The organism is Lactobacillus kimbladii (assembly GCF_000970755.1).
Taxonomy (GTDB): domain Bacteria; phylum Bacillota; class Bacilli; order Lactobacillales; family Lactobacillaceae; genus Lactobacillus; species Lactobacillus kimbladii.
On the sequence record NZ_KQ034007.1, the window covers coordinates 1,366,494 to 1,385,508 of the forward strand.

At 35.8% G+C, this 19,015-nt stretch carries 25 protein-coding genes, 1 other RNA gene and 1 other annotated feature; of the genes, 1 reads left to right on the top strand and 25 read right to left on the bottom strand.

Annotated elements, in window-relative coordinates; genetic code table 11:
• Positions 1-19: 19 nt before the first annotated feature.
• From JF75_RS06810 to JF75_RS06890, 18 genes are all read right to left on the bottom strand, one after another.
• Positions 20-538 carry a folate family ECF transporter S component gene (locus tag JF75_RS06810; protein ID WP_045928384.1) on the bottom strand — a complete coding sequence of 173 codons (519 nt, stop codon included), beginning with the start codon at positions 536-538 and terminating at the stop codon, positions 20-22.
• A gap of 55 nt (positions 539-593) precedes the next feature.
• A complete protein-coding gene (locus JF75_RS06815; protein WP_046332399.1) occupies positions 594-1,331 on the bottom strand; it encodes an acyl-[acyl-carrier-protein] thioesterase in 738 nt (245 codons plus the stop codon).
• A gap of 8 nt (positions 1,332-1,339) precedes the next feature.
• On the bottom strand, positions 1,340-2,194 hold the full coding sequence (gene rsmI, locus JF75_RS06820) for a 16S rRNA (cytidine(1402)-2'-O)-methyltransferase (RefSeq protein WP_046332400.1): 855 nt from the start codon (positions 2,192-2,194) through the stop codon (positions 1,340-1,342).
• A 12-nt stretch (positions 2,195-2,206) separates the two neighbouring features.
• Positions 2,207-2,542, bottom strand: a complete 336-nt coding sequence (yabA, locus tag JF75_RS06825) for a DNA replication initiation control protein YabA (RefSeq protein ID WP_046332961.1) — start codon at positions 2,540-2,542, stop codon at positions 2,207-2,209.
• A gap of 9 nt (positions 2,543-2,551) precedes the next feature.
• Positions 2,552-3,412 carry a DNA polymerase III subunit delta gene (locus JF75_RS06830; RefSeq protein WP_046332401.1) on the bottom strand — a complete coding sequence of 287 codons (861 nt, stop codon included), beginning with the start codon at positions 3,410-3,412 and terminating at the stop codon, positions 2,552-2,554.
• The gene (locus JF75_RS06835; RefSeq protein ID WP_046332402.1) at positions 3,412-3,735 is read right to left on the bottom strand and encodes a cyclic-di-AMP receptor; all 324 of its coding nucleotides are present in this window, start codon (positions 3,733-3,735) and stop codon (positions 3,412-3,414) included. The genes JF75_RS06830 and JF75_RS06835 overlap by 1 nt, the downstream gene beginning before the upstream one ends.
• A 5-nt stretch (positions 3,736-3,740) precedes the next feature.
• Entirely contained in the window at positions 3,741-4,388 is a 648-nt protein-coding gene (gene tmk, locus JF75_RS06840) for a dTMP kinase (protein ID WP_046332403.1), read from the bottom strand.
• Between the two features lie 102 nt (positions 4,389-4,490).
• On the bottom strand, positions 4,491-4,721 hold the full coding sequence (locus tag JF75_RS06845; RefSeq protein ID WP_045928390.1) for a YaaL family protein: 231 nt from the start codon (positions 4,719-4,721) through the stop codon (positions 4,491-4,493).
• A complete protein-coding gene (gene recR, locus JF75_RS06850; protein ID WP_046332404.1) occupies positions 4,721-5,320 on the bottom strand; it encodes a recombination mediator RecR in 600 nt (199 codons plus the stop codon). Before recR ends, JF75_RS06845 begins: the two co-directional genes overlap by 1 nt.
• A complete protein-coding gene (locus tag JF75_RS06855; protein ID WP_045928391.1) occupies positions 5,321-5,650 on the bottom strand; it encodes a YbaB/EbfC family nucleoid-associated protein in 330 nt (109 codons plus the stop codon). It abuts the gene before it with no gap.
• Between the two features lie 20 nt (positions 5,651-5,670).
• Positions 5,671-7,476, bottom strand: coding sequence for a DNA polymerase III subunit gamma/tau (dnaX, locus tag JF75_RS06860; protein WP_046332405.1), 1,806 nt, complete (start codon positions 7,474-7,476; stop codon positions 5,671-5,673).
• Between the two features lie 57 nt (positions 7,477-7,533).
• Positions 7,534-7,627: signal recognition particle sRNA small type (gene ffs / locus JF75_RS10270), an RNA gene on the bottom strand.
• Positions 7,628-7,655: 28 nt separating this feature from the next.
• Complete coding sequence (tadA, locus tag JF75_RS06865) at positions 7,656-8,165, bottom strand: tRNA adenosine(34) deaminase TadA (RefSeq protein ID WP_046332406.1); 510 nt, start codon at positions 8,163-8,165, stop codon at positions 7,656-7,658.
• Positions 8,165-8,785, bottom strand: a complete 621-nt coding sequence (locus JF75_RS06870; RefSeq protein ID WP_046332407.1) for a class I SAM-dependent methyltransferase — start codon at positions 8,783-8,785, stop codon at positions 8,165-8,167. The genes tadA and JF75_RS06870 overlap by 1 nt, the downstream gene beginning before the upstream one ends.
• Positions 8,786-8,904: 119 nt before the next feature.
• A complete protein-coding gene (locus JF75_RS06875) occupies positions 8,905-9,675 on the bottom strand; it encodes a hypothetical protein (protein WP_046332408.1) in 771 nt (256 codons plus the stop codon).
• A 99-nt stretch (positions 9,676-9,774) separates the two neighbouring features.
• A complete protein-coding gene (locus JF75_RS10150) occupies positions 9,775-10,722 on the bottom strand; it encodes an SLAP domain-containing protein (RefSeq protein WP_052726881.1) in 948 nt (315 codons plus the stop codon).
• Positions 10,723-10,733: 11 nt separating this feature from the next.
• A complete protein-coding gene (locus tag JF75_RS06885; RefSeq protein WP_052726882.1) occupies positions 10,734-11,303 on the bottom strand; it encodes a L,D-transpeptidase in 570 nt (189 codons plus the stop codon).
• A 31-nt stretch (positions 11,304-11,334) separates the two neighbouring features.
• Complete coding sequence (locus JF75_RS06890) at positions 11,335-12,357, bottom strand: D-alanyl-D-alanine carboxypeptidase family protein (RefSeq protein WP_052726883.1); 1,023 nt, start codon at positions 12,355-12,357, stop codon at positions 11,335-11,337.
• A gap of 128 nt (positions 12,358-12,485) precedes the next feature.
• Between JF75_RS06890 and JF75_RS10155 the strand changes: the two genes are divergently transcribed.
• Complete coding sequence (locus JF75_RS10155; protein ID WP_052726884.1) at positions 12,486-13,625, top strand: C40 family peptidase; 1,140 nt, start codon at positions 12,486-12,488, stop codon at positions 13,623-13,625.
• Positions 13,626-13,743: 118 nt separating this feature from the next.
• On the opposite strand, the gene rplL is transcribed toward JF75_RS10155, so the two are convergent.
• The 7 genes from rplL to pstC form a co-directional block, all read right to left on the bottom strand.
• On the bottom strand, positions 13,744-14,109 hold the full coding sequence (gene rplL / locus JF75_RS06900; protein ID WP_045928398.1) for a 50S ribosomal protein L7/L12: 366 nt from the start codon (positions 14,107-14,109) through the stop codon (positions 13,744-13,746).
• Between the two features lie 41 nt (positions 14,110-14,150).
• The gene (gene rplJ / locus JF75_RS06905) at positions 14,151-14,660 is read right to left on the bottom strand and encodes a 50S ribosomal protein L10 (RefSeq protein ID WP_046332409.1); all 510 of its coding nucleotides are present in this window, start codon (positions 14,658-14,660) and stop codon (positions 14,151-14,153) included.
• Between the two features lie 37 nt (positions 14,661-14,697).
• Positions 14,698-14,822 (bottom strand) — a sequence feature (ribosomal protein L10 leader region).
• 33 nt (positions 14,823-14,855) lie between these two features.
• Positions 14,856-15,524 (bottom strand): phosphate signaling complex protein PhoU, encoded by a 669-nt coding sequence (gene phoU / locus JF75_RS06910; protein ID WP_046332410.1) that lies wholly within the window; start codon positions 15,522-15,524, stop codon positions 14,856-14,858.
• A 14-nt stretch (positions 15,525-15,538) separates the two neighbouring features.
• Positions 15,539-16,294 carry a phosphate ABC transporter ATP-binding protein PstB gene (gene pstB, locus JF75_RS06915; RefSeq protein ID WP_046332411.1) on the bottom strand — a complete coding sequence of 252 codons (756 nt, stop codon included), beginning with the start codon at positions 16,292-16,294 and terminating at the stop codon, positions 15,539-15,541.
• A gap of 15 nt (positions 16,295-16,309) precedes the next feature.
• On the bottom strand, positions 16,310-17,110 hold the full coding sequence (gene pstB, locus JF75_RS06920; RefSeq protein WP_046332412.1) for a phosphate ABC transporter ATP-binding protein PstB: 801 nt from the start codon (positions 17,108-17,110) through the stop codon (positions 16,310-16,312).
• An 11-nt stretch (positions 17,111-17,121) separates the two neighbouring features.
• Entirely contained in the window at positions 17,122-18,015 is an 894-nt protein-coding gene (gene pstA, locus JF75_RS06925) for a phosphate ABC transporter permease PstA (RefSeq protein ID WP_046332413.1), read from the bottom strand.
• A 7-nt stretch (positions 18,016-18,022) separates the two neighbouring features.
• On the bottom strand, positions 18,023-19,015 hold the full coding sequence (gene pstC, locus JF75_RS06930) for a phosphate ABC transporter permease subunit PstC (RefSeq protein WP_046332414.1): 993 nt from the start codon (positions 19,013-19,015) through the stop codon (positions 18,023-18,025).

Below are 19,015 nucleotides of genomic sequence, written 5' to 3' on the forward strand. Positions count from 1 at the left end.
TTTTATACTCTTTTCAAAATTACCTTTTGATTTTAACGCGTGAAATGGCGTTCAAAACAAAGTAACTAATAATCATCTCTAACCACGGCGTAATCGCTTCTTTAGGTATTCGTTGAATAAGGACAACGCGAAAGTCCATCCCGTATAATAGGTGCACCCATAAAGTATTTAACCCAATATTAACGAAAACAGTTACTAATAGAGTCGCAAGAATTATCCGCCAGACTTTGACTGGTTTTTGGTAAAACACTAAACCATAGATAAAGGGGCCAATCATTGCACTTAAAGTAAAACCGAGGAAAAAGCCCCCTTGATTGCCAAATAGAGCTGATGAAACTAAGTCACTAATTCCACCGCCTACACTACCCCAGACTGGACCAAAAAGGTAACCCAGCATCACACTGCCAATAAATCCCAGGCTAACATGCACAATAGTTGTTCCAACTGTAAAACGACTAAGAATAATTTTCATTGCCACGATAATTCCTAAAAGGACAAGATCACGCAATTCGACCTTAAGCATCTCTTTAATAGTCATTTGCAGCACTTTCTTTCTTCAATTAATTTGTGTAAGAACACAAAAAACAATTATATTATAATTTGCGCCAAGTTAGTTCACAAACAGCTTTGTCATTTTTGTCTTCATCTGCAATTGTATGATAAGATTTAATACCTGTTTCGCTTTTAATTACGCTCACGCGCGAATATGGTGTTTCACCATAGCGCACTTCAAGGTTAAATTTAATATCAATAGTCTTGACAATATGGTTTTTCAAAAAGTCACGGTCCAATGTATCAATGAACCAGTTAAAATAGTGGCCATTGGTCATGTGATGGTTTGTATCTAAATCATCATAACGAACCCGATATTGTCTCTCTTTTTGATATTTATCCTGAACTCTTAATCTAGGAAAACGAGGTAATTTTTTTAGAAGTGGAACGCCTATTTCAGCCATCATTTCTTTGTCTGTGGAAACCAGCTTACGAGTTTTTAAATCAAATAGCACCCATTCGCTCTTAACAGTTATTAGTTCATTTCCGCTTTGATCTGTAAAAGCATAATTTCTGTATTCTAAAAAACGATTATAGCCAAATGGTTCCGTTGTGATGATAATTTCTTCATTTGGTCTAGGCAGGCGTGCCACTTTAATATGGTATTGTGTTACAACCCAACCTAATCCCCTTTTAGTTAGTGCATTTGTACTGCCATTACCAGAGTCTAATTGATGCTCTGAAACGCTCATCATTAAATCAATCATTGCAGGCAATTTCAAATTTTTATTTTCATCACACTCATAATAATTTACTATATGCTTTTCACTATACTTCATACTTTCACCTACTTTTGATGATAACGTTCATATAACTCATTTTTGGAAACATGATTTTCCTGAGCTACTGTTTTAATCGCCGATTTTTTACTTTCTCCCTTGGAAACTAACTGATTGACCAATTTAATCAATTCTGTCCAAGACAATTGTTTTTCCTTAACAGTGTTTGGAGAAACTAAAACAACAAATTCGCCGCGGGGAGGATTTTGTCCAAAATAATTTGTAACCTCACTGATTGTACCACGAATAAATTCTTCATGAATTTTAGTAAGCTCTCTGGCAACAACAATTTTACGCTCAGAATTCAGTATTTCAGATAAATTATTGAGAGTTTTTGTCAACCTGTGTGGCGCTTCATAAAAAATAGAAGTAGCATGAGCTTTTTTCATTTGCTCAAAAAAAGGCTGTTGTTCACTTTTTTTACGGGGTAAAAAGCCATAGTATGTAAAAGGTTGGGCGTCAAAGCCAGAAGCAATCAGGGCAGTAGTAAATGCGGAAGCGCCGGGCAGAGGAACTACGGGAATATTATTTTTGATACATTCTTGCACCAGAATATATCCTGGATCAGAAATGACGGGCATCCCGGCATCGCTAATCTCAGCGATAACCGCTCCCTCTTTCATTAGCTTGATTAATTCCGGTGCCCTTTCTTTTGAATTGTATTTGTGAAAGGAAAGCATATGATTATGGACCCCAATTTTTTCAAGCAAAATTCCACTTGTTCTAGTGTCCTCAGCAGCAATATAATCAGCTTCCTGTAAAATTTTTTTTGCTCTAAGGGTAATGTCTTCAAGGTTGCCTATCGGAGTTGGCACTAAATAAAGTTTGCCGCTGTCTTGGCCATAACTACTTTGCCTTTGCATTTAATCAATCCTTTAATGTTTTTTCTTCTTTTCGCCAAAATTATCAAGAATATCCAAACAAAACATGCAGTCAGTATTGGGATCACGGTGAGAGCCATAGTACATATTGCAAATATGGTAACCTGAACTGTAAATTTGCCGTAAAGATTCAAGACCACTCTGAGTTTTAACGGTGTTATTGTGGGCATTATTCATTTTGTCCATTTTTTCACGCAGCAACTGATTCTCTACTTTTAATTCAGTATTTTCTTTCAATGTTTCCAAAATACTATTTTCTAAACTCTCGATTGTTTTGGTCATGCTAACCATTGAATCATGAAGTTGCTCTAACTTTGAATAAGAATCCACCTTAAACACCTACCTTTTCCATTGCAAAGCAAGAAAGTCCAATAAATTGCGAAAATTGACATTGCTGTACTGCATTTTGTCAATTTCAAGCAAATACTTTAACATCCTTGCCCCGATTTCTTGATTACTGCTGTTTAATTCAGCTTGAGCCCATTTTTTAAGTAAAAAAAGAATATAATTTTGCTCACTTTTGCTTTTAGCCATTTCCGCTAACTGATGTGCACTCACTAGTGAAAGTGAATTGTGTTCAAGCATTTCTTGGTAAAAATACCTAGTCTTTTTATCTAACTTAGCAGTATCTTCCAATGAGTCAACTTCACTTGGACTAAACCCATTTGCCAGCAATTCCGCGCTTTTGCCTTTCTCTTTTTCATTATTAGTAAAATTAATAATTTGAGTACGTGAACGAATTGTGGGCAAAATTTGATCGGTATTATTTGTAATTAAAATAGTAACAACAGGTGCGATAGGTTCTTCCAACAAGTTAAGTAAAGCATTAGCCGCAGGCAAAGTTAATTTCTGGGCTTCATTAATAATAAAAAAACGTACGTTGCTTTGAACTGGACTTTTAGCTAATTCTTCCTTTAAAAGCCTGACCTGATCGATTCCCAAATTCTGCTTGCCTTCAGGCTTCACCAGTAACACATCAGGGTGGTTGCCGGAAATAATTTGCCTGCAATTCTGACACGTACCATCCGGTTTTTCAGTGCCACTACAATTAAAAAGGCAAGCTAGCCAATAGGCAGTATTTAATGCCTGAATTTCATTGGCATCAACAAATAAATAGCTATGGGCCAATTTGTTTTGCTCAAAAGCTTGCCGCAAAAGTTTAGACTGCTTCTTGCCCCTTTCTTGAATATTGACAAACATCAGAATTGCTTGAATTCTTCAACAGGCAAAACAAAACAAGTGGCTCCCCCAACTGTTATTTTAACTGGTTGGCTACTCATTTCAAAACCTGTCATCACCAAATTAGGATTCATATATTCTTCACGAGATTTGGACTCTTCCTTAATGATGCGCAAAACCTGCTTAACATGTTTATCATCTATTCCGATAAGAAAAGTAGTATTACCTTCACTTAAAAATCCTCCGGTCGTAGCAAGCTTAGTCGCACGAATGCTTTCCTTGACAAAGGTACGCTGCAGCCTATTAGCATCTTCTTTTTGAACAATTGCAACTATTAACTTCATTTTAATCAGTCCTTTAATAAATCTGCTGGTAATTGGTTTGCAATTATTTTAACACAATCTTCTACTACTAAATTAAAGGGTTTATTTGCATCAACTACCTTTATTCTTTCAGGATGAGCCTTAATTACTTTTTTATAACCCTGGTAAACTTTTTGATGAAAATTTAATTTTTCCTGTTCCAAGCGATCTTCTTTGCCGGCACGTTCCTTGGCAATTCTGGTTAATCCAACTTGCGGCTTAACATCCAGAAAAATAGTTAGATCAGGCTCAATTTTACTTGTAGCAAAATCATTAATCTGTTTTACTGCAGCAATACTTAATTCTCGTCCTGCACCTTGATAGGCCAATGAACTATCAACAAAACGATCTGAAAAAACTATTTTCCCTGCTTTAAGTGCTGGTATGACTGTTTCAAACATATGCTGACTGCGAGAAGCTGCATAAAGCAAAGCTTCAGTTTTGGCAGACATTTCTTCATTAACTGGGTCTAAAATTAATTGGCGGATTTTCTCAGCAATTTTTGATCCCCCTGGCTCCCGAGTCACTAGATATTGTGTCTTAAGTCTAGGAGCAATTTCTGCCACAACTTGCTTTAAAACTGTACTTTTTCCAGATCCATCCGGTCCTTCAAAACTGATAAAATAACTCTTCATAAAACTCTCCATGTTTCTATTTTACAAGAGTTCTCTTTATATGAACACCCCAACGTACTTTTAATTTTTTATCAAAATAAAAAGCCCTTTTGGAAAAGGACTTTACTCTGAAATTGCATTGGTAAAACCACTAAATCTTGTATGACGATGTCGTGCTTCATCATATAAAAATGAATACTTGGCTCTTAAAATTTTACCTGTTACTACATTATCTTCAGACATATCAAGCGTTGTCGGATCAAGATTTTTTTGAACAGCAATCTGTTCCTGTAAGTTTTCAATAGTGGTCATGAGCCACTCATCACCCATATTTTTAATTTTGTTACGTGCCATTAGATTGAAGTTCTCCCTTGTACTGCTCGTTTCAAAGTAATTGAATTAGCGTATTCAATATCACTCCCAACGGCCAAACCTGCAGCTAGCCTGGTTACTTTAATACCGGACGGCTTGATCAGCTTACTGATATACATAGCCGTTGATTCTCCTTCTGGAGTTGAATTTAATGCCAAAATAACCTCTTTTACGCGATCCTGCTTTTGCAGACGAACTATTAATGACTTAATATTAATTTCTTCTGGGCCAATACCATCCATTGGTGATAAAACCCCGTGCAAAACGTGATATAGCCCATTATATTCACCCATATCTTCAAAAGCCATCACATCTTTAGGCTGCTCAACTACCATAATTGTCGATTGATCACGTTCAGGATTACTGCATATAGTACACGGATCTTTTTCTGTAATGTTGCCGCAAATAGAGCAACGGTGAAGTTTTTCTTTCACCTCTTTTAGTGCAGTACTAAAACTATGAACATCTTCATCCGGCATATCTAAAGTATAAAATGCAAGCCTTGTAGCTGTTTTTTCACCAATACCAGGTAATTTCATGTAAGAATCAATTAAATGCGCAATTGGTGCTGGATACTGCAATTAAATCATGCCCTTCGTATACTTTCCTAAACTTTGCTGGGTAGCTTGGTCTATTTCTGCTAATCCTTTATTAACCGCATCAATAATCAAATCTTGCAACATGTCAGGATCGTCAGGGTCAATCGTATCTTTATCAATAGTAATATTTTTCAATTTGCGATCTCCGCTAAAAGTAGCTACAACCAAGTCATCTGCTGACTTGCCTACAAATTCCTGTGCAGTAATATTTTGTTGTTCTTGAGCCATCTGCTCCTGCAACTTCTTAGCCTGCTTCATCATTTGTTGCATATTCATGCCGCCCATAGCCCCAAAATTAGGTCTTTTACTCATATTAATTTCTCCTTTAAATTTTAGTCTTTAACATTTACTGTGTCACCAAATAACTCTTTAGCTTTTTCTACAACCTGGTTGCTTGACTCGTGTTGTTCAGGTCCTGAATCTGATTGTTTTTGCTTGTTAAGCAGTTCTTTACCATGCTTTTGCAAAAATTCTGTCCGAACAGTAGACCAGTCTTCATCAGGTACCAGCACTATTTCATAGCTATGCTTAGTAAATTTAGCAATTTCATCTGTCAATACAATTAATAAATTACCATCTTCGCTGGCTTTTTCAAACCAAAGAGTATATTTGCATTTCATTACTACCTGATCTGAACTAGCTGCAACAGGTTCTAGCACATCTAGCAAAGCTCGTTGCGATACGCCTAAAACTGATTGCAGATCAGGCCAAACATTTTTGATAGCCACAAGATCATCCTTAGTGGCATTTTCTAAGACATGATAAACTTGTTTCCGATTTTGTTCATTAGCCTTTTTTCTACTTCTAATTGTTTTTCTAGGTTTGGAAGCAGTTTTTGCTTTGGAATTTTTACTTTTATTTTCATCGATTCGATCAGAAACTGCACTATCAAGATGAAAAATCTTATCGCTATTTTGAGTTTGCTTTTTGCTTAAACTAGAAACTTTTTTAGTTAAGTTTGAAACCTGCTTTTTTAATGCCTCTAATTCACTAGTCAAATCAGTATTTGCATTCCTTTGACTTTCTGAACTAGCCAAAACATTTTCAGAATCTACTTTGCTATTTTGTTTGCCAGCACATTCAACTAAAAAGACTTCTAGTGGAATCTGTTGCTGATTAGTATAGCGTAAATCATTTAATGCAGTATTCGCTGATGCAATCACTTGAAAATAACGGTTAGAATTTACATCTTGTATTTTTTTTATAAAGTCATCGTTCAAAAAGTTTTTCTGACTATTATCTTTAGTTTTGACAACCATTAACGCATTAGTCGCCATTTCAATGAGCTCATCTAAAATGTTTTTTGAGCTGGCACCATTTTCAAGTTCTGTCTGCGCCAAAGACAATGCTTCAGTTGTATCATTATTCAAAATTGCTAATAGAATCTGTTCGATCTTTTCTTTATCAGCAAAACCTGTTATTTCCAGAGCTGCATCATATTCAACTTTGTTTTTGTCAAAACTTAAAAGCTGATCTAAAATGCTTAAGGCATCCCTCATACCACCATCAGCTACCTGAGCAATTACGGCTAAGGCTTTTTCATCATAATTGATTTTTTCTTGCTCAAGTATATACTTCATTCTTTTTTCAAGGTCAACTTGAGTTATACGTTTAAAATTATAACGCTGAGTCCTTGATATGATAGTTGCTGGCACTTTTTGCAATTCCGTAGTGGCCAGAATGAAAACAACATGCTCTGGCGGTTCTTCTAATGTTTTAAGTAAAGCATTAAAAGCACCCATAGACAACATGTGGACCTCATCTATGATATAAACTTTATACTTGCCCTGAGTTGGGGCATACTTAACTTTATCTCTAATATCACGTATTTCATCAACGCCATTGTTAGAAGCCGCATCGATCTCCATAATGTCTGCCATTGCACCCTTGTCGGCTGCAAGACAATTGGCGCACTTATTACAGGGCTCTCCATCTTGCAAATTGCTGCAATTCAATGCCTTAGCCAAAATTTTTGCACAGGAAGTTTTTCCAGTTCCCCGTGGACCAGCAAACAAAAAGGCATGGGAGATTGTACCGCGCTTAATTGCATTTTTCAAAGTATCCGTAATATCATCTTGACCAACCACACTATCAAAAGTGCGAGGTCTCCATTTGCGGTATAACGCTTGATAAGCCATTGATCAGTCTTCCCTAGTAAAAAACTCTTAACTCTTTCGCAAGAGTTAAGAGTTTGTAATTGTCTAATAAAAGGCACATGCCCGAGCAACCTTAGTGCTGCTACCTTCCGGTCCTGACACGCTTTGGAGGTCAAACATTGCCCATAAGATATATTAACGTATTTTAAGGTATTTTTCCACTAATTTGCGAAATTTTTGCCGGAGTCCTTTTCTGCTTTTTGTTTTCGCCTAATTTCTTTAAAAAAATCTTTTAACATCTGACTCGCTTCTTCACGGTATAGTCCCCGAATAACGTTAGGGTGATGATTAAACTTTTCAATATCAAAAAGGTTAACCACGCTACCAGCTGCACCAGCTTTAGGGTCAAGTGCTCCAAAATACAAACTCTTAAGGCGAGAGTTAATAATCGCACCTGCACACATTGGACAGGGTTCTAGGGTGACAAAAAGACTACAGTCAATTAAACGCCAAGTACCAAGTTTATTGCAGGCTTCCCTGATAGCAATCATTTCAGCATGTTGCGTAGAGTCTTGATCCAGTTCACGGCGATTAAAGCCTTCCCCGATAACTTGCCCATCGGGAGCTACCACAATCGCACCAATTGGAACTTCTCCTAAATCTTGGGCTTTTTTTGCCTGCTGAAAAGCTAGTTGCATAAAGTCTTTTTTTTCTGCACTTGAAAATGGCATTAATTATTCACCGCCTGCAAAACATAGTAACCCTTATCTCTTTTTAAAATGGTGCAGTTGCCAAAAGTTTTTGTTAATAATTTACGCGCACTCGGTTCACCTTGTTTTTTCTGAATTACTACTAGTAAAACCCCATCACTTACCAAATGATTTTTCGAACCAGACAAAATATTGGAAACAACTTCTTTACCTGCTCGAATCGGTGGATTAGTCAGAATTAAGCCATATTTCTTTGCTGATGAAATATTGCTATAAACATCAGAGGAAAAAATGGCGACATTATGAATGTGATTAATCTCAGCATTTTGTTTCGCAAGATCCAATCCTCGTTCATTGACATCTATCATTTCTACTGTTTGCTTTGGCCAAAATTTAGCTGCAAAAAGACCGATTGGCCCATATCCAGTGCCAACATCTAAAATATTGTTTTGTGGGAAAACAACATCAACCATTTTTTTAATTAAAACACCTGAACCATAATCAACACGTAATTTCGAAAAAACTCCGGCATCAGTGGTAAATTTGAGATCAATGCCGTTGACTTGATAATCAATTATATGCTCATCATGCTGAGAAGTGGGATTCTCAGCAAAATACATTTGGTTTTGTTTTTCAGTCATAATTCGCTCATTTCTAAAACCTTATCCAGATAATTTTAGCGGACATATAAATTTTTGCAAATATAAAAAAACTAATTATGTTTAAAAGATGTTTTCCAACATAATTAGTTTCTTGGATTTTAGTAAATACCGTAAAGCATGCGAAACTTCACATAGTTTTTATATTTTTTAAATTTATCTATTTTAAAGAATATATAATGATAGCCGTAACTGGGATCATTTATCTCAACATCACCAAAACGAACTGTATCCATAAAATCAGCTACGGTATCTTTCATAGTATCAGAGCTATCAATCTTCCAATTCCGATAAAAGTGTTTTTGCTTTTTAGATGCAAGAAAATCTGTTTCGTTACCCTTTTTTAATTTAAAACCCCCTTTTGGATCAATAAAGTCTTTATAAAAAGCTTTAAGCAAAATGTTAGGAGTTAATTTAATTCTTTTGACCTTGATATTCTGCTTTTTCTTAAAAGCTATGCCATGAATTATTGCATTATCCCTAGTTTTATAGTGCATAATGAAGTTACCTTTTGAAAAGTCGGCACTAACCGCGTGAGCCTTTAATTGTTTAAATCTCGGATAATATGAAGATTTAACTGGTTTCATATTTTTAGTGTATTTTGTGTATCCACTATGATCGGTGACAACATAACCATTCATATGAACCCAGGGATTCTTAGCATAGGCTTTTTTAGAGGCCTTTTTTTGTAGTTTATAGCAGTAATCATACTTTTTAGGATGTTTTTTTGGAATTAGATGCTTAAGGCTATAATAATTGTATTCATTATAAGAGGCCTTTATTTCAGAACTTTTTGTAGTAAACGGCAAGGCTAGACTGACTAACCCTATAGTTATGTAAGCCAAAATTTTGGCAGTTTTAAGATGCTTCATTTTTACCTCAAAGGACGTTATTATTTAATCAAATTACTTATTGAAGCAGTCGTATTTTATTGTCACCAGGCAACCTTTGACGAGTTTAGATTTTTTTACTTAATATGTAACTCCAACCGATGAATAAATTTGATCGCTGTTGTTATCTACTACTGCACCAAGTCCAATTGTCTTATCCTTAGGATTAAGCAGAATGTCACGGTGACCCCAATTGGATGCAGCGTCATCATAAATATACTCATAAACCATGTTATCGGCTACTAAAGCACTAGTGCCACCATGTGGAGCCTCAACAAGCTGGTTACTTGAATGATCCATTGTCCAACCCCAAGGAAACATCGCTAGACATTCAGAGGTACTGTTACGACTAATTCCGGCCTTATCAAAGAAGTCATTTAAGATAAATTTTCCATTCGCATCCACATGAGCAAAATTATTAGGCAGTAGTTTGGTCCTTTCCTGTACAACTTCATCTAAACGAGAATCTTCTGTTACTGTATTTAACCCCCGTTTTGTTCTTTCATTATTTAATTCTTTTAAAAACTCTTGCCTAAATTCACTAATTGAAAAATCAGCAATTGAGGAATTATTTTGAGCAGGTTGTGTTGTGCCTGAATTAGCTGAACTTGCTGGTGTATTAGTATCTACAGGATTGGCGGAATTGCCTGGATTAGATTGAGTAGGTTGATTTACAGGCTGTTTTTGTTGCTTTTTAACCTTTGACTTAATATTTGCAACATCTTTTACCAGAACAAATCTATTTTTAGTTACCCGATAAAATTTTTTCCCTTTTATTTTTTTGGCTTTTTTAACAACTGTTAGCTTCTTACCCTTTTTTAAAATCTTTTTCTTTAACTTCTTGCCTTTTTTATTATAGTAATATGTTCTTTTTTTGACTTTTACCCTTTTAACAGCTGGTGCTTTCAAAACCACACTGCTGGAAACTTTCTTAGCTTCTGTGGTCGTTGAGCCGAAAGACAGACCGCTTGCCATGCTTGTAAAAGTTAATAGTACTGCGACAGTTTTACGATAATTAAATTTTTTCATTGCTTTCTCCTTTATTTAATAATAACTCTTAGTCCAGTTGGTGCTTTTTGATAAAACCATTTTGCATCGCTTGTGCTTAAATAAATACAACCATGAGAGGTTGGCTTTTTACCTAATTTGTTAGCTAACTTTTTAATTAATTTGTGGTGAATATTACGCGGATTTTCATGAAAAAGATATAAACCACCTTGCAGCCAACCTACTGCAAATCTTGCACCCATTTTCTCACTGGCAGAATAAAACCACGGTGCCCGATAAGTATTAATACGAAAATGTCCCTTAGGTGTTGAGTTATGTGCTCCAGTTGAAACATAAAATTCGTATCTGGTTTTGCGACCACGAATCAAATACGCGCGTTGCTTTTTTAATGAAACTACTATCTTATCTTTTTTAGCGCTCATCCCTTGAGGATATGGTTTAATTTCAGAAGATTTAGTATAACTAATCGGTTTACGCATATATTCTCGTGGAATTTCACTAACGGATTTTGCAAAGATTTTCTTTTGCCCAAAATTTAATATGAATCCTCCAATAATAATTAAAAAGCAAACTATTACAAATTTATTCTTTTTTATTTTCACTATCTATTACTCACCTTCTTTAATATGTCGACTAACTACGATGCTTATACGTAAATTTTACTAATTTATTGGCATCCGAAAACTCATTTTTGTCATGCAGTACAACTACAATTCTTCCAGTGCCTTTTTTATAGCTACCAACAAAACAATAGCCTGAGCGTGGCGTCCAACCTGTTTTCATACCGTCTGTTTTTAAGGATTTAACGTTATACTTACGACCAGGTAACGTATCATTATAGTTATGTAATTTCTGGCCTGCCACATACATCTCAGGTGTGGCAAAAAATTTCATCAAACTGGGATAATCATGAGCAACATGATAACCAATTATTGCTAGATCTTTTGCCGACAATAAGTTTCCTGAACTCCAAGCACCTTTAACATAATAACCATAAGGTGCTAAATCACTGTTTTCAAGCCCTGAAGCTGATACGAAATTTGCAGAAAGATGCCATAGCTTTGCCTGTTTATTCATCATTTTGATGAATTTCTTATTTGAACCTGCAACCCATTGACCCAATCGAATTGCAGAGTTATTGTCGGAATCAATTATTGCTGAAGACATGATCTCTTTGATAGTATACTTTTTTCCCTTTTTTACATGAAAACAGTTAAGGTTGGGATTCTTGGCCATTTTTACCAAAGGGCTGGAAAACTTGAGCTTTTTTTGCCAATCATGCGGATTACGGGCAAGCTTGCGCCTGGCTAAATAAATTGTCATTAGTTTCCCAGTAGATGCTGTTAAATAGCGCTTCTTCGCATTTTTTGCCAACAGTACTTCTCCAGTCTTACGATCCAAAACTAGGTAAGCTTTTGCTTTGGTTTTAGGCTTTTTTCCATGAATATACTTAGTATATTGGCCAACTGATTTGTCTTGAGTGTGACTATAAACTGTAGTTTTATGTTTTTTCTTTTTAGTTTTTTGATCCACTTTATTGTTTGCACTATTGCTGTCAATTTGAATGGCTTCATCAGCATGAGCTACTGAAGCGCTAACGAAAAAAGCTACTATTACCAAAAAAAAGCCACAAATACACTTATTTTTGACTTGCACCTATACCTCCCTAAACATTTTCAAATTTAAAATTACAAGTGATATTTTAAAATTAATTAACTATAAATTTTATTATATTATAAAATGGTAAATGTAGTTAAATTTTTTTAAAATTGATTGGAGCTAAAATGTTAAGCAAATCCAAATTATTTTTAGTGGCTATCAGCTTATCGCTTATGAGCACATTTATTTTTAATGAAAGAGTTTCTGCTGCAACTACTAATACACCAAGTATTGCTGATCAGCAGAACAATGAGCAAAAAGAGCAAACTCAATCTAATTCTGACACTAGTGATGATTCTAATTCTGACATTAATCAGATAGAAGATTCTAATACGAACGATAATAACTCTGGTTCAAACGGGGCAATTAACAATAATAAAAAGCACAAAAAAGTGCCAAAGGTTGTCTATTCTAAGAAAAAAAGTAGTGGTAAAATTTACCAAACCCATTATCGCTTTAGTAAAACATTAACCAGTAAAAAAAGATCAGCCAAAAATTGGTATAAAAGACAAATTAGCTATAGCAAAATAGCGAAAACTAACAAAGGAACTTTTGTTAAGACCAAGTACGGATGGTTAAATAAAAAAGCTTTCAATCAGTTTCTATTAACTAAAAATAAAATCAATTATAAAATGAAAATTGTCAGAAATGCCAAATTGTATAACTTACCTGCTCACACTAATGATGCCAGAAAAATAGGAACTAGCAAAAATTTGCATTTGAAGAATAAATGGGTTCCTGTCAATATGATTGCCCATACTAACTTGCATGCAGTATATTATCGTTTTAAACATCAAGGGAAAAATTATTGGATTTTAGGCCAAAATATCAAATATAATTTAAAGGCTCTAGAAGGCAACAAAAAGTCGCTTGAACGCATTATCAAAATCGGTGAAAAAATGATTGGTCATTCCAAATATGACGAAAAATCAAGACATTTTGACTGTTCTAGTTTTATGAATTATCTTTTTACTAAAGCAGGCCATCATCTAGGATCAACCACATTTAGTCAATGTTATAATGGCAAACCCGTTAATTATAAAAACAAAAAACGTGGCGATCTCATTTTCTTCGATGATAAAGACGATGGTCATTTAGCCCATGTTGGAATGTACCTCGGAAAAGGATTATTTTTACATGATAGTCCATACACTGACAATGGTGGGGTTGGAGTTTCCAGTCTGCAAGACAATTTCTGGAACTCACGCAATTCAAAGTATTTATCAGTTCACTATCCTGATGGTATTGTCAGAAGAATTATGTAAAAAAATAATTAAAAGCCTTTAGCTTAAGTCCAATTTTAATAAAATCTCTTGAAAAATAAAAAGACGTATTTGCAAATTGCAAATACGCCTTTTTTTAACTTGTCCGATTGGACCACAATTATTTCAATGTAACTGTAGCGCCAACATCTTCAAGCTTAGATTTAATGTCGTTAGCTTCGTCTTCAGAAACGCCTTCCTTAACGTTCTTAGGAGCGCCATCAACAAGATCTTTTGAGTCCTTAAGACCAAGTCCGGTAATATCACGAACTGCCTTAATAACCTTAACTTTTTCTTGGCCAGCTTCTGTCAATTCAACATCAAATGTTGACTTAGCAGCAGCTTCGCCGCCTGCAGCACCTGCAGCAGCAACTGGAGCAGCAGCAGAAACACCAAATTCATCTTCAATAGCCTTTACCAGGTCATTTAATTCAAGAATTGAAGCACCTTTTAAGTCTTCAATAATCTTATCAGTATCTAAAGCCATACTTATTTATCCTCCGAAATTTTAGATATAAATTATTTTATTTATTCTGCAGATTCATCTTTTGAATCAGCAACAGCTTTAACAGCATATGCAAAATTGCGTACTGGGGCTTGTAATACAGAAACAAGCATTGACAGTAAGCCTTCGCGACCAGGAATGGCAGCAAGTTCCTTGATTTCTTCTTTAGAAGTCAATTTACCTTCTAACATACCACCCTTAATGTCGATAACATCATAGTCATCTTCGTATTTTGAAACAATACGAGCTGGTTCTGTAATATCATCAGCATTATCAGTATAGATTACAGCAGTTGGACCAACAAAAGTGTCATCAAGACCTTCAATGCCAGCCTTAGCAGCAGCGCGTCTTAAGTAAGTATTCTTAACCACCTTCATGTTAACATCGTTTTCACGAAGTTCCTTACGCATGTTAGTAACTTCTTCAACAGTTAAACCAAGGTAATCAATTATCAAAATTGCTTTTGCAGCCTTTAGCTCTTCAGCAAATGCATCAACAAACTTTTCTTTTTCAGCAATAGCAGCTTTACTCAATCTATTTCACCTCCATTAAATTTATTAATAAATTCCATAAGGCCTTAAAAAAACTCCATGCCAAGAAAGACATGGAGTTATAAACTCTTCATTATCTTCTGGCCTCGGCGGGATATTAAGGCGTCATGCCACCCGAGTCTTAGGTAGAATTTACTTTATTAAATATAACAGGATTACATTTTAAATGCAAGTCAATTATTTCTTTTTTGGTTTAATTAACTCGAATAATTCACCAGAAGTTTTATAAATAACCCAACTAGCCAAATTTACAATATGATCACTAATTCTTTCAAGCAGCCTGATAATAACAAAGTAACTAGCTGATGCCACAGCAGCATCAGGTTCTTGCTCTACTCCATCAATAATCATTTGTCTGGCATTTTTATAGTCCTTAAAAACTTTAGCATGCCCAAGTACCATTTTTCTGGCATCTTTTTCATTTTCTTGAACATAAGCAGTTAACACTTGAACCAACATTTCACGTACTTGATGGGTCATGTTGGAAATTACTTTTTCAACTTCTGGCAGACGTGGGTTACCTTTGACTCTGACAGTCTCAACGGCAATACTGTTTGCATTTTCGCCAATTCTTTCTAAGTCCGTTGTAGCTTTTAAGATACTAATAACAACGCGAAAATCTGTTGCAACCGGCTGTTGCAATGCCATTAATTCCAAAGCCTTTTTTTCAATTTTAACTGCTTCTTTTGCGACTTCCTTGTCTTCGGCAATCATTTGTTGAGCTGTTTTTTTATCATGTTCGACGAAAGAACGTGTACCCTTATCGATCAGGTCATTTACTAAAACTCCCATCTCCATAAACTGTGCGTTCAATTTTTTCAATTCGTCTAAAAATATTTCGTGCATAATCCACCTCCATATTAGCCAAAACGGCCGTTAAGATAATTATTTGTTATTTCTTTTTGCGGTGCTAAGAACATTTCCTGTGTCGAACCGGATTCAATCAATTCACCATTCATTAAAAATGCTACCTGATCAGAAACTCGACTCGCTTGTTGCAAGTTGTGTGTCACCATAATAAAAGTATATTTTTGCTTTAACGCCATTAAAGTCTCCTCAATTTCAGCACTAGAAATTGGATCAAGAGCAGATGTTGGTTCATCAAGCAAAACTACTTCTGGCCTGATAGCTAATGCACGTGCAATGCATATACGCTGCTGCTGACCACCTGAAAAAGCAAGGGCACTACGCTGCAGGCTGTCTTTAGTTTCACTCCAAATGGCAGCTTGCTTTAAGCTTTCTTCAACTCGCTGCTTAATTAATTCTTTATCTTTAACGCCAGCTATGCGCAAACCATAAGCTACGTTATCAAAGACTGAAAACGGAAAAGGCGTGGGCTGTTGAAATACCATCCCCACTTTTTTACGCAATCCTACCAAATCAATATGAGAATGATAAATATCTTTTCCTTCTAATAAAATTTCACCAGTAATGTTAATACCATCAATATCATCATTCATGCGATTTAGACAACGTAGAAAGGTAGATTTGCCGCAGCCAGAAGGCCCAATCAAAGCAGTCAACTTTTGAGCGGGAAATGCTAAACTGATTCCGTGTAAAGCTTCAAAATCACCGTATTTTAATTTAACGTTTCTGGCTTCCATCACATATGTCATTATTACCGCCCCTTTTTATCCAAAACTACCCTGAATGTATTTTTCAGTAATCTCACCTTGTGGATTAGTAAAAATATTAGTAGTCGTATCATATTCTAACGCATGTCCCAGATGAAAAAAGGCAGTATACTCACTAATTCTTGAAGCTTGCTGCATATTGTGAGTCACCATTACCATAGTATATTTCTTCCGCAATTGCTTTAAAGTGTCTTCCAATTTAGCAGTAGAAACTGGATCAAGAGCACTTGCAGGCTCATCCAAAAGTAAAATTTCTGGCTTTAAAGCGATCGCTCGTGCAATACAGAGTCTTTGTTGCTGACCACCGGAAAGTGCCAAAGCACTCTGATCGAGTTTGTCTTTAACCTCATCCCATAAGGCAGCAGCTTTAAGACTTTCTTCGACAATCTGATCAAGTTTCTTCTTATTGCGATGACCATTTGCTTTCAAGGCATAAGTAATGTTTTCCCTAATCGATTTTGGAAAAGGATTAGGTTTTTGAAAGACCATACCAATTGCCTTACGTAGTTCATAAACATTAATTTTACTTTGATTAACATCAAGACTATGAAACATAATGCTGCCGTCAACACGCGCTACCCGATCATTCATACGATTAAGCGAGCGCAAGAAAGTTGATTTACCTGAACCTGAAGCTCCAATCAAAGCAGTAATAGTATTTTTCTTAAAACCTAAACTAACATTGAAAAGCTTTTGTACAGTCCCACCATAAAATACACTTAGATCTTGGGTAGAAATTGCACATTCATCTTCAGTAAAAGTCTTAATATAGCTTTTTTGATCTTGCCAATTTTCCATAAAAAGCTTCCTTACTTTATTTTAGCGGCTGTCAGCCGTTTATATATCCAATTTCCTAGTGCCCTGGCACCAAAATTAAAGATGATGACAACAATTACCAATAAAGCTGATGTTCCAGCAGAAACCACATTAACGTCAGGAATAATACCTTCAGTATTAACTTTCCAAATGTGAACCGCAAGAGTCTCAGCAGGCCGCATAATATTTAAAAAACTAGTAGGACTAAATATATTCCAATTAGAATAATCAACGGTAGAACCACTTTGTCCTGCAGTATAAATTAATGCTGCAGCTTCACCAAATACACGGCCGGCACTTAATATGACGCCAGTGATTATTCCAGGCAGCGCTGCCGGTAAAACTATACCCCTAATGGTTTTCCAGTTTGATAAACCTAGAGCCCATCCTGCTTCACGCTGAGTTTGTGGTACACCCTTAATAGCCTCTTCTATGTTACTGGTTAAAGTAGGTAGATTGAAGAAAGTTAAGGCCAAAGCTCCTGCTAAAATCGAAAAGCCCAAGCCAAACTGTACCACAAATAGCAGATAACCAAAAAGTCCGACAACTATTGATGGTAAGGAACTTAAAATTTCGATTGTAGTTCTAATTAATTGCGTAAACCAATTATCTGGAGCATATTCTGCCAGATAAATAGCAGCACCTAAAGCGATTGGTAACGAAATTAATAAAGTCAATAATAAAAGATATAACGAGTTAAATAGCTGGTCCCGTATTCCTCCTCCTGCTTTAAAAGAAGAGGATTCAGAGTTCAGAAAATGCCATGACAAATGCGGCACACCCGTTATCAAGATGTTACCAATTATTCCGATTAACAATAAGATAACTATCCCAACGAGAAAATAAATCACGCCAGCAGCAATTCGGTTAGTTTTTTTCGCATTCATAATACCACTAACCCTTCTTTCCGATTAGATGAACTAAGAAATTGAACACAAGAGACATTATCAAGAGTAAAAGCGCCAAAGACCACAATGCATTATTGGGTAAGGTTCCCATAACCGTATTGCCCATCTGACTGGTTAACTGACTAGTTAATGTTGCTGCCGGACTAACTAGGTTATATGGCATTAAGACTGCATTTCCGATTGCCATTTGCACAGCTAAAGCTTCACCAAAAGCACGAGCCATACCAAAAATGATTGCTGTCATAATGCGTGAACGTGCAGCTCTTAAAACAACATGATAGATTGTCTGCCATTTTGTTGCGCCTAAAGCAGCTGAAGATTTGCGTAATTCTTTAGGAATTGCTTTAAAAGCGTCCACTGTTAGTGATGTGATAGTAGGCAGCACCATTACAAATAAAATTAAGGTAGCAGTCAAAATGCCAAACCCTGTTCCGCCAAAAACGGCTCTAACTGCGGGGACTACTACCATCAAGCCAATAAAGCCGTAAACTACAGATGGTATGCCTACTAACAGTTCCATAAAGGATTGCAATATTTGTACTCTCTTGCCAGATACATATTCTGTCATAAATAAAGCCACTGCAATCGAAAATGGAGTTGCAATTATCGCTGCCAGCAGTGTTACAGCAAAAGAAGTAACTATCATTGCAGCTGCACCAACATGGTTTTTACCCGCTCCGGGATTCCAATCAGTTGAAAAGAGAAAATGAAAAATATTAACTTTATTATCAATAAATGTAGCTAAACCATGCATTCCTACAAAGCCAATGATAGCAACTATCAATACTCCAATTAGAATAATCGCCAAAAAAGTTAATCCTTTGCCCCAGCGTTCCTGTCTGGTTTCTTTTGAAGGCTTGGTCAGGCGGTCAACATCAATATTTCTTGGATCAATGCCTTTAAACTTAACATGTGGTACTTTTTGCTCAGCAAGTGCATCTTCAACCACTTGTTGTAAGTCTTGTTCTTTTTTTGCCAT

Excerpts from the sequence above, each read along its gene's own strand:
- JF75_RS06810 (WP_045928384.1), bottom strand. The coding sequence starts at position 538 with ATGACTATTAAAGAGATGCTTAAGGTCGAATTGCGTGATCTTGTCCTT.
- JF75_RS06815 (WP_046332399.1), bottom strand. The coding sequence starts at position 1,331 with ATGAAGTATAGTGAAAAGCATATAGTAAATTATTATGAGTGTGATGAA.
- rsmI (WP_046332400.1), bottom strand. The coding sequence starts at position 2,194 with ATGCAAAGGCAAAGTAGTTATGGCCAAGACAGCGGCAAACTTTATTTA.
- JF75_RS06830 (WP_046332401.1), bottom strand. The coding sequence starts at position 3,412 with ATGTTTGTCAATATTCAAGAAAGGGGCAAGAAGCAGTCTAAACTTTTG.
- JF75_RS06835 (WP_046332402.1), bottom strand. The coding sequence starts at position 3,735 with ATGAAGTTAATAGTTGCAATTGTTCAAAAAGAAGATGCTAATAGGCTG.
- tmk (WP_046332403.1), bottom strand. The coding sequence starts at position 4,388 with ATGAAGAGTTATTTTATCAGTTTTGAAGGACCGGATGGATCTGGAAAA.
- JF75_RS06845 (WP_045928390.1), bottom strand. The coding sequence starts at position 4,721 with ATGGCACGTAACAAAATTAAAAATATGGGTGATGAGTGGCTCATGACC.
- JF75_RS06855 (WP_045928391.1), bottom strand. The coding sequence starts at position 5,650 with ATGAGTAAAAGACCTAATTTTGGGGCTATGGGCGGCATGAATATGCAA.
- dnaX (WP_046332405.1), bottom strand. The coding sequence starts at position 7,476 with ATGGCTTATCAAGCGTTATACCGCAAATGGAGACCTCGCACTTTTGAT.
- tadA (WP_046332406.1), bottom strand. The coding sequence starts at position 8,165 with ATGCCATTTTCAAGTGCAGAAAAAAAAGACTTTATGCAACTAGCTTTT.
- JF75_RS06870 (WP_046332407.1), bottom strand. The coding sequence starts at position 8,785 with ATGACTGAAAAACAAAACCAAATGTATTTTGCTGAGAATCCCACTTCT.
- JF75_RS06875 (WP_046332408.1), bottom strand. The coding sequence starts at position 9,675 with ATGAAGCATCTTAAAACTGCCAAAATTTTGGCTTACATAACTATAGGG.
- JF75_RS10150 (WP_052726881.1), bottom strand. The coding sequence starts at position 10,722 with ATGAAAAAATTTAATTATCGTAAAACTGTCGCAGTACTATTAACTTTT.
- JF75_RS10155 (WP_052726884.1), top strand. The coding sequence starts at position 12,486 with ATGTTAAGCAAATCCAAATTATTTTTAGTGGCTATCAGCTTATCGCTT.
- rplL (WP_045928398.1), bottom strand. The coding sequence starts at position 14,109 with ATGGCTTTAGATACTGATAAGATTATTGAAGACTTAAAAGGTGCTTCA.
- phoU (WP_046332410.1), bottom strand. The coding sequence starts at position 15,524 with ATGCACGAAATATTTTTAGACGAATTGAAAAAATTGAACGCACAGTTT.
- pstB (WP_046332411.1), bottom strand. The coding sequence starts at position 16,294 with ATGACATATGTGATGGAAGCCAGAAACGTTAAATTAAAATACGGTGAT.
- pstB (WP_046332412.1), bottom strand. The coding sequence starts at position 17,110 with ATGGAAAATTGGCAAGATCAAAAAAGCTATATTAAGACTTTTACTGAA.
- pstA (WP_046332413.1), bottom strand. The coding sequence starts at position 18,015 with ATGAATGCGAAAAAAACTAACCGAATTGCTGCTGGCGTGATTTATTTT.
- pstC (WP_046332414.1), bottom strand. The coding sequence starts at position 19,015 with ATGGCAAAAAAAGAACAAGACTTACAACAAGTGGTTGAAGATGCACTT.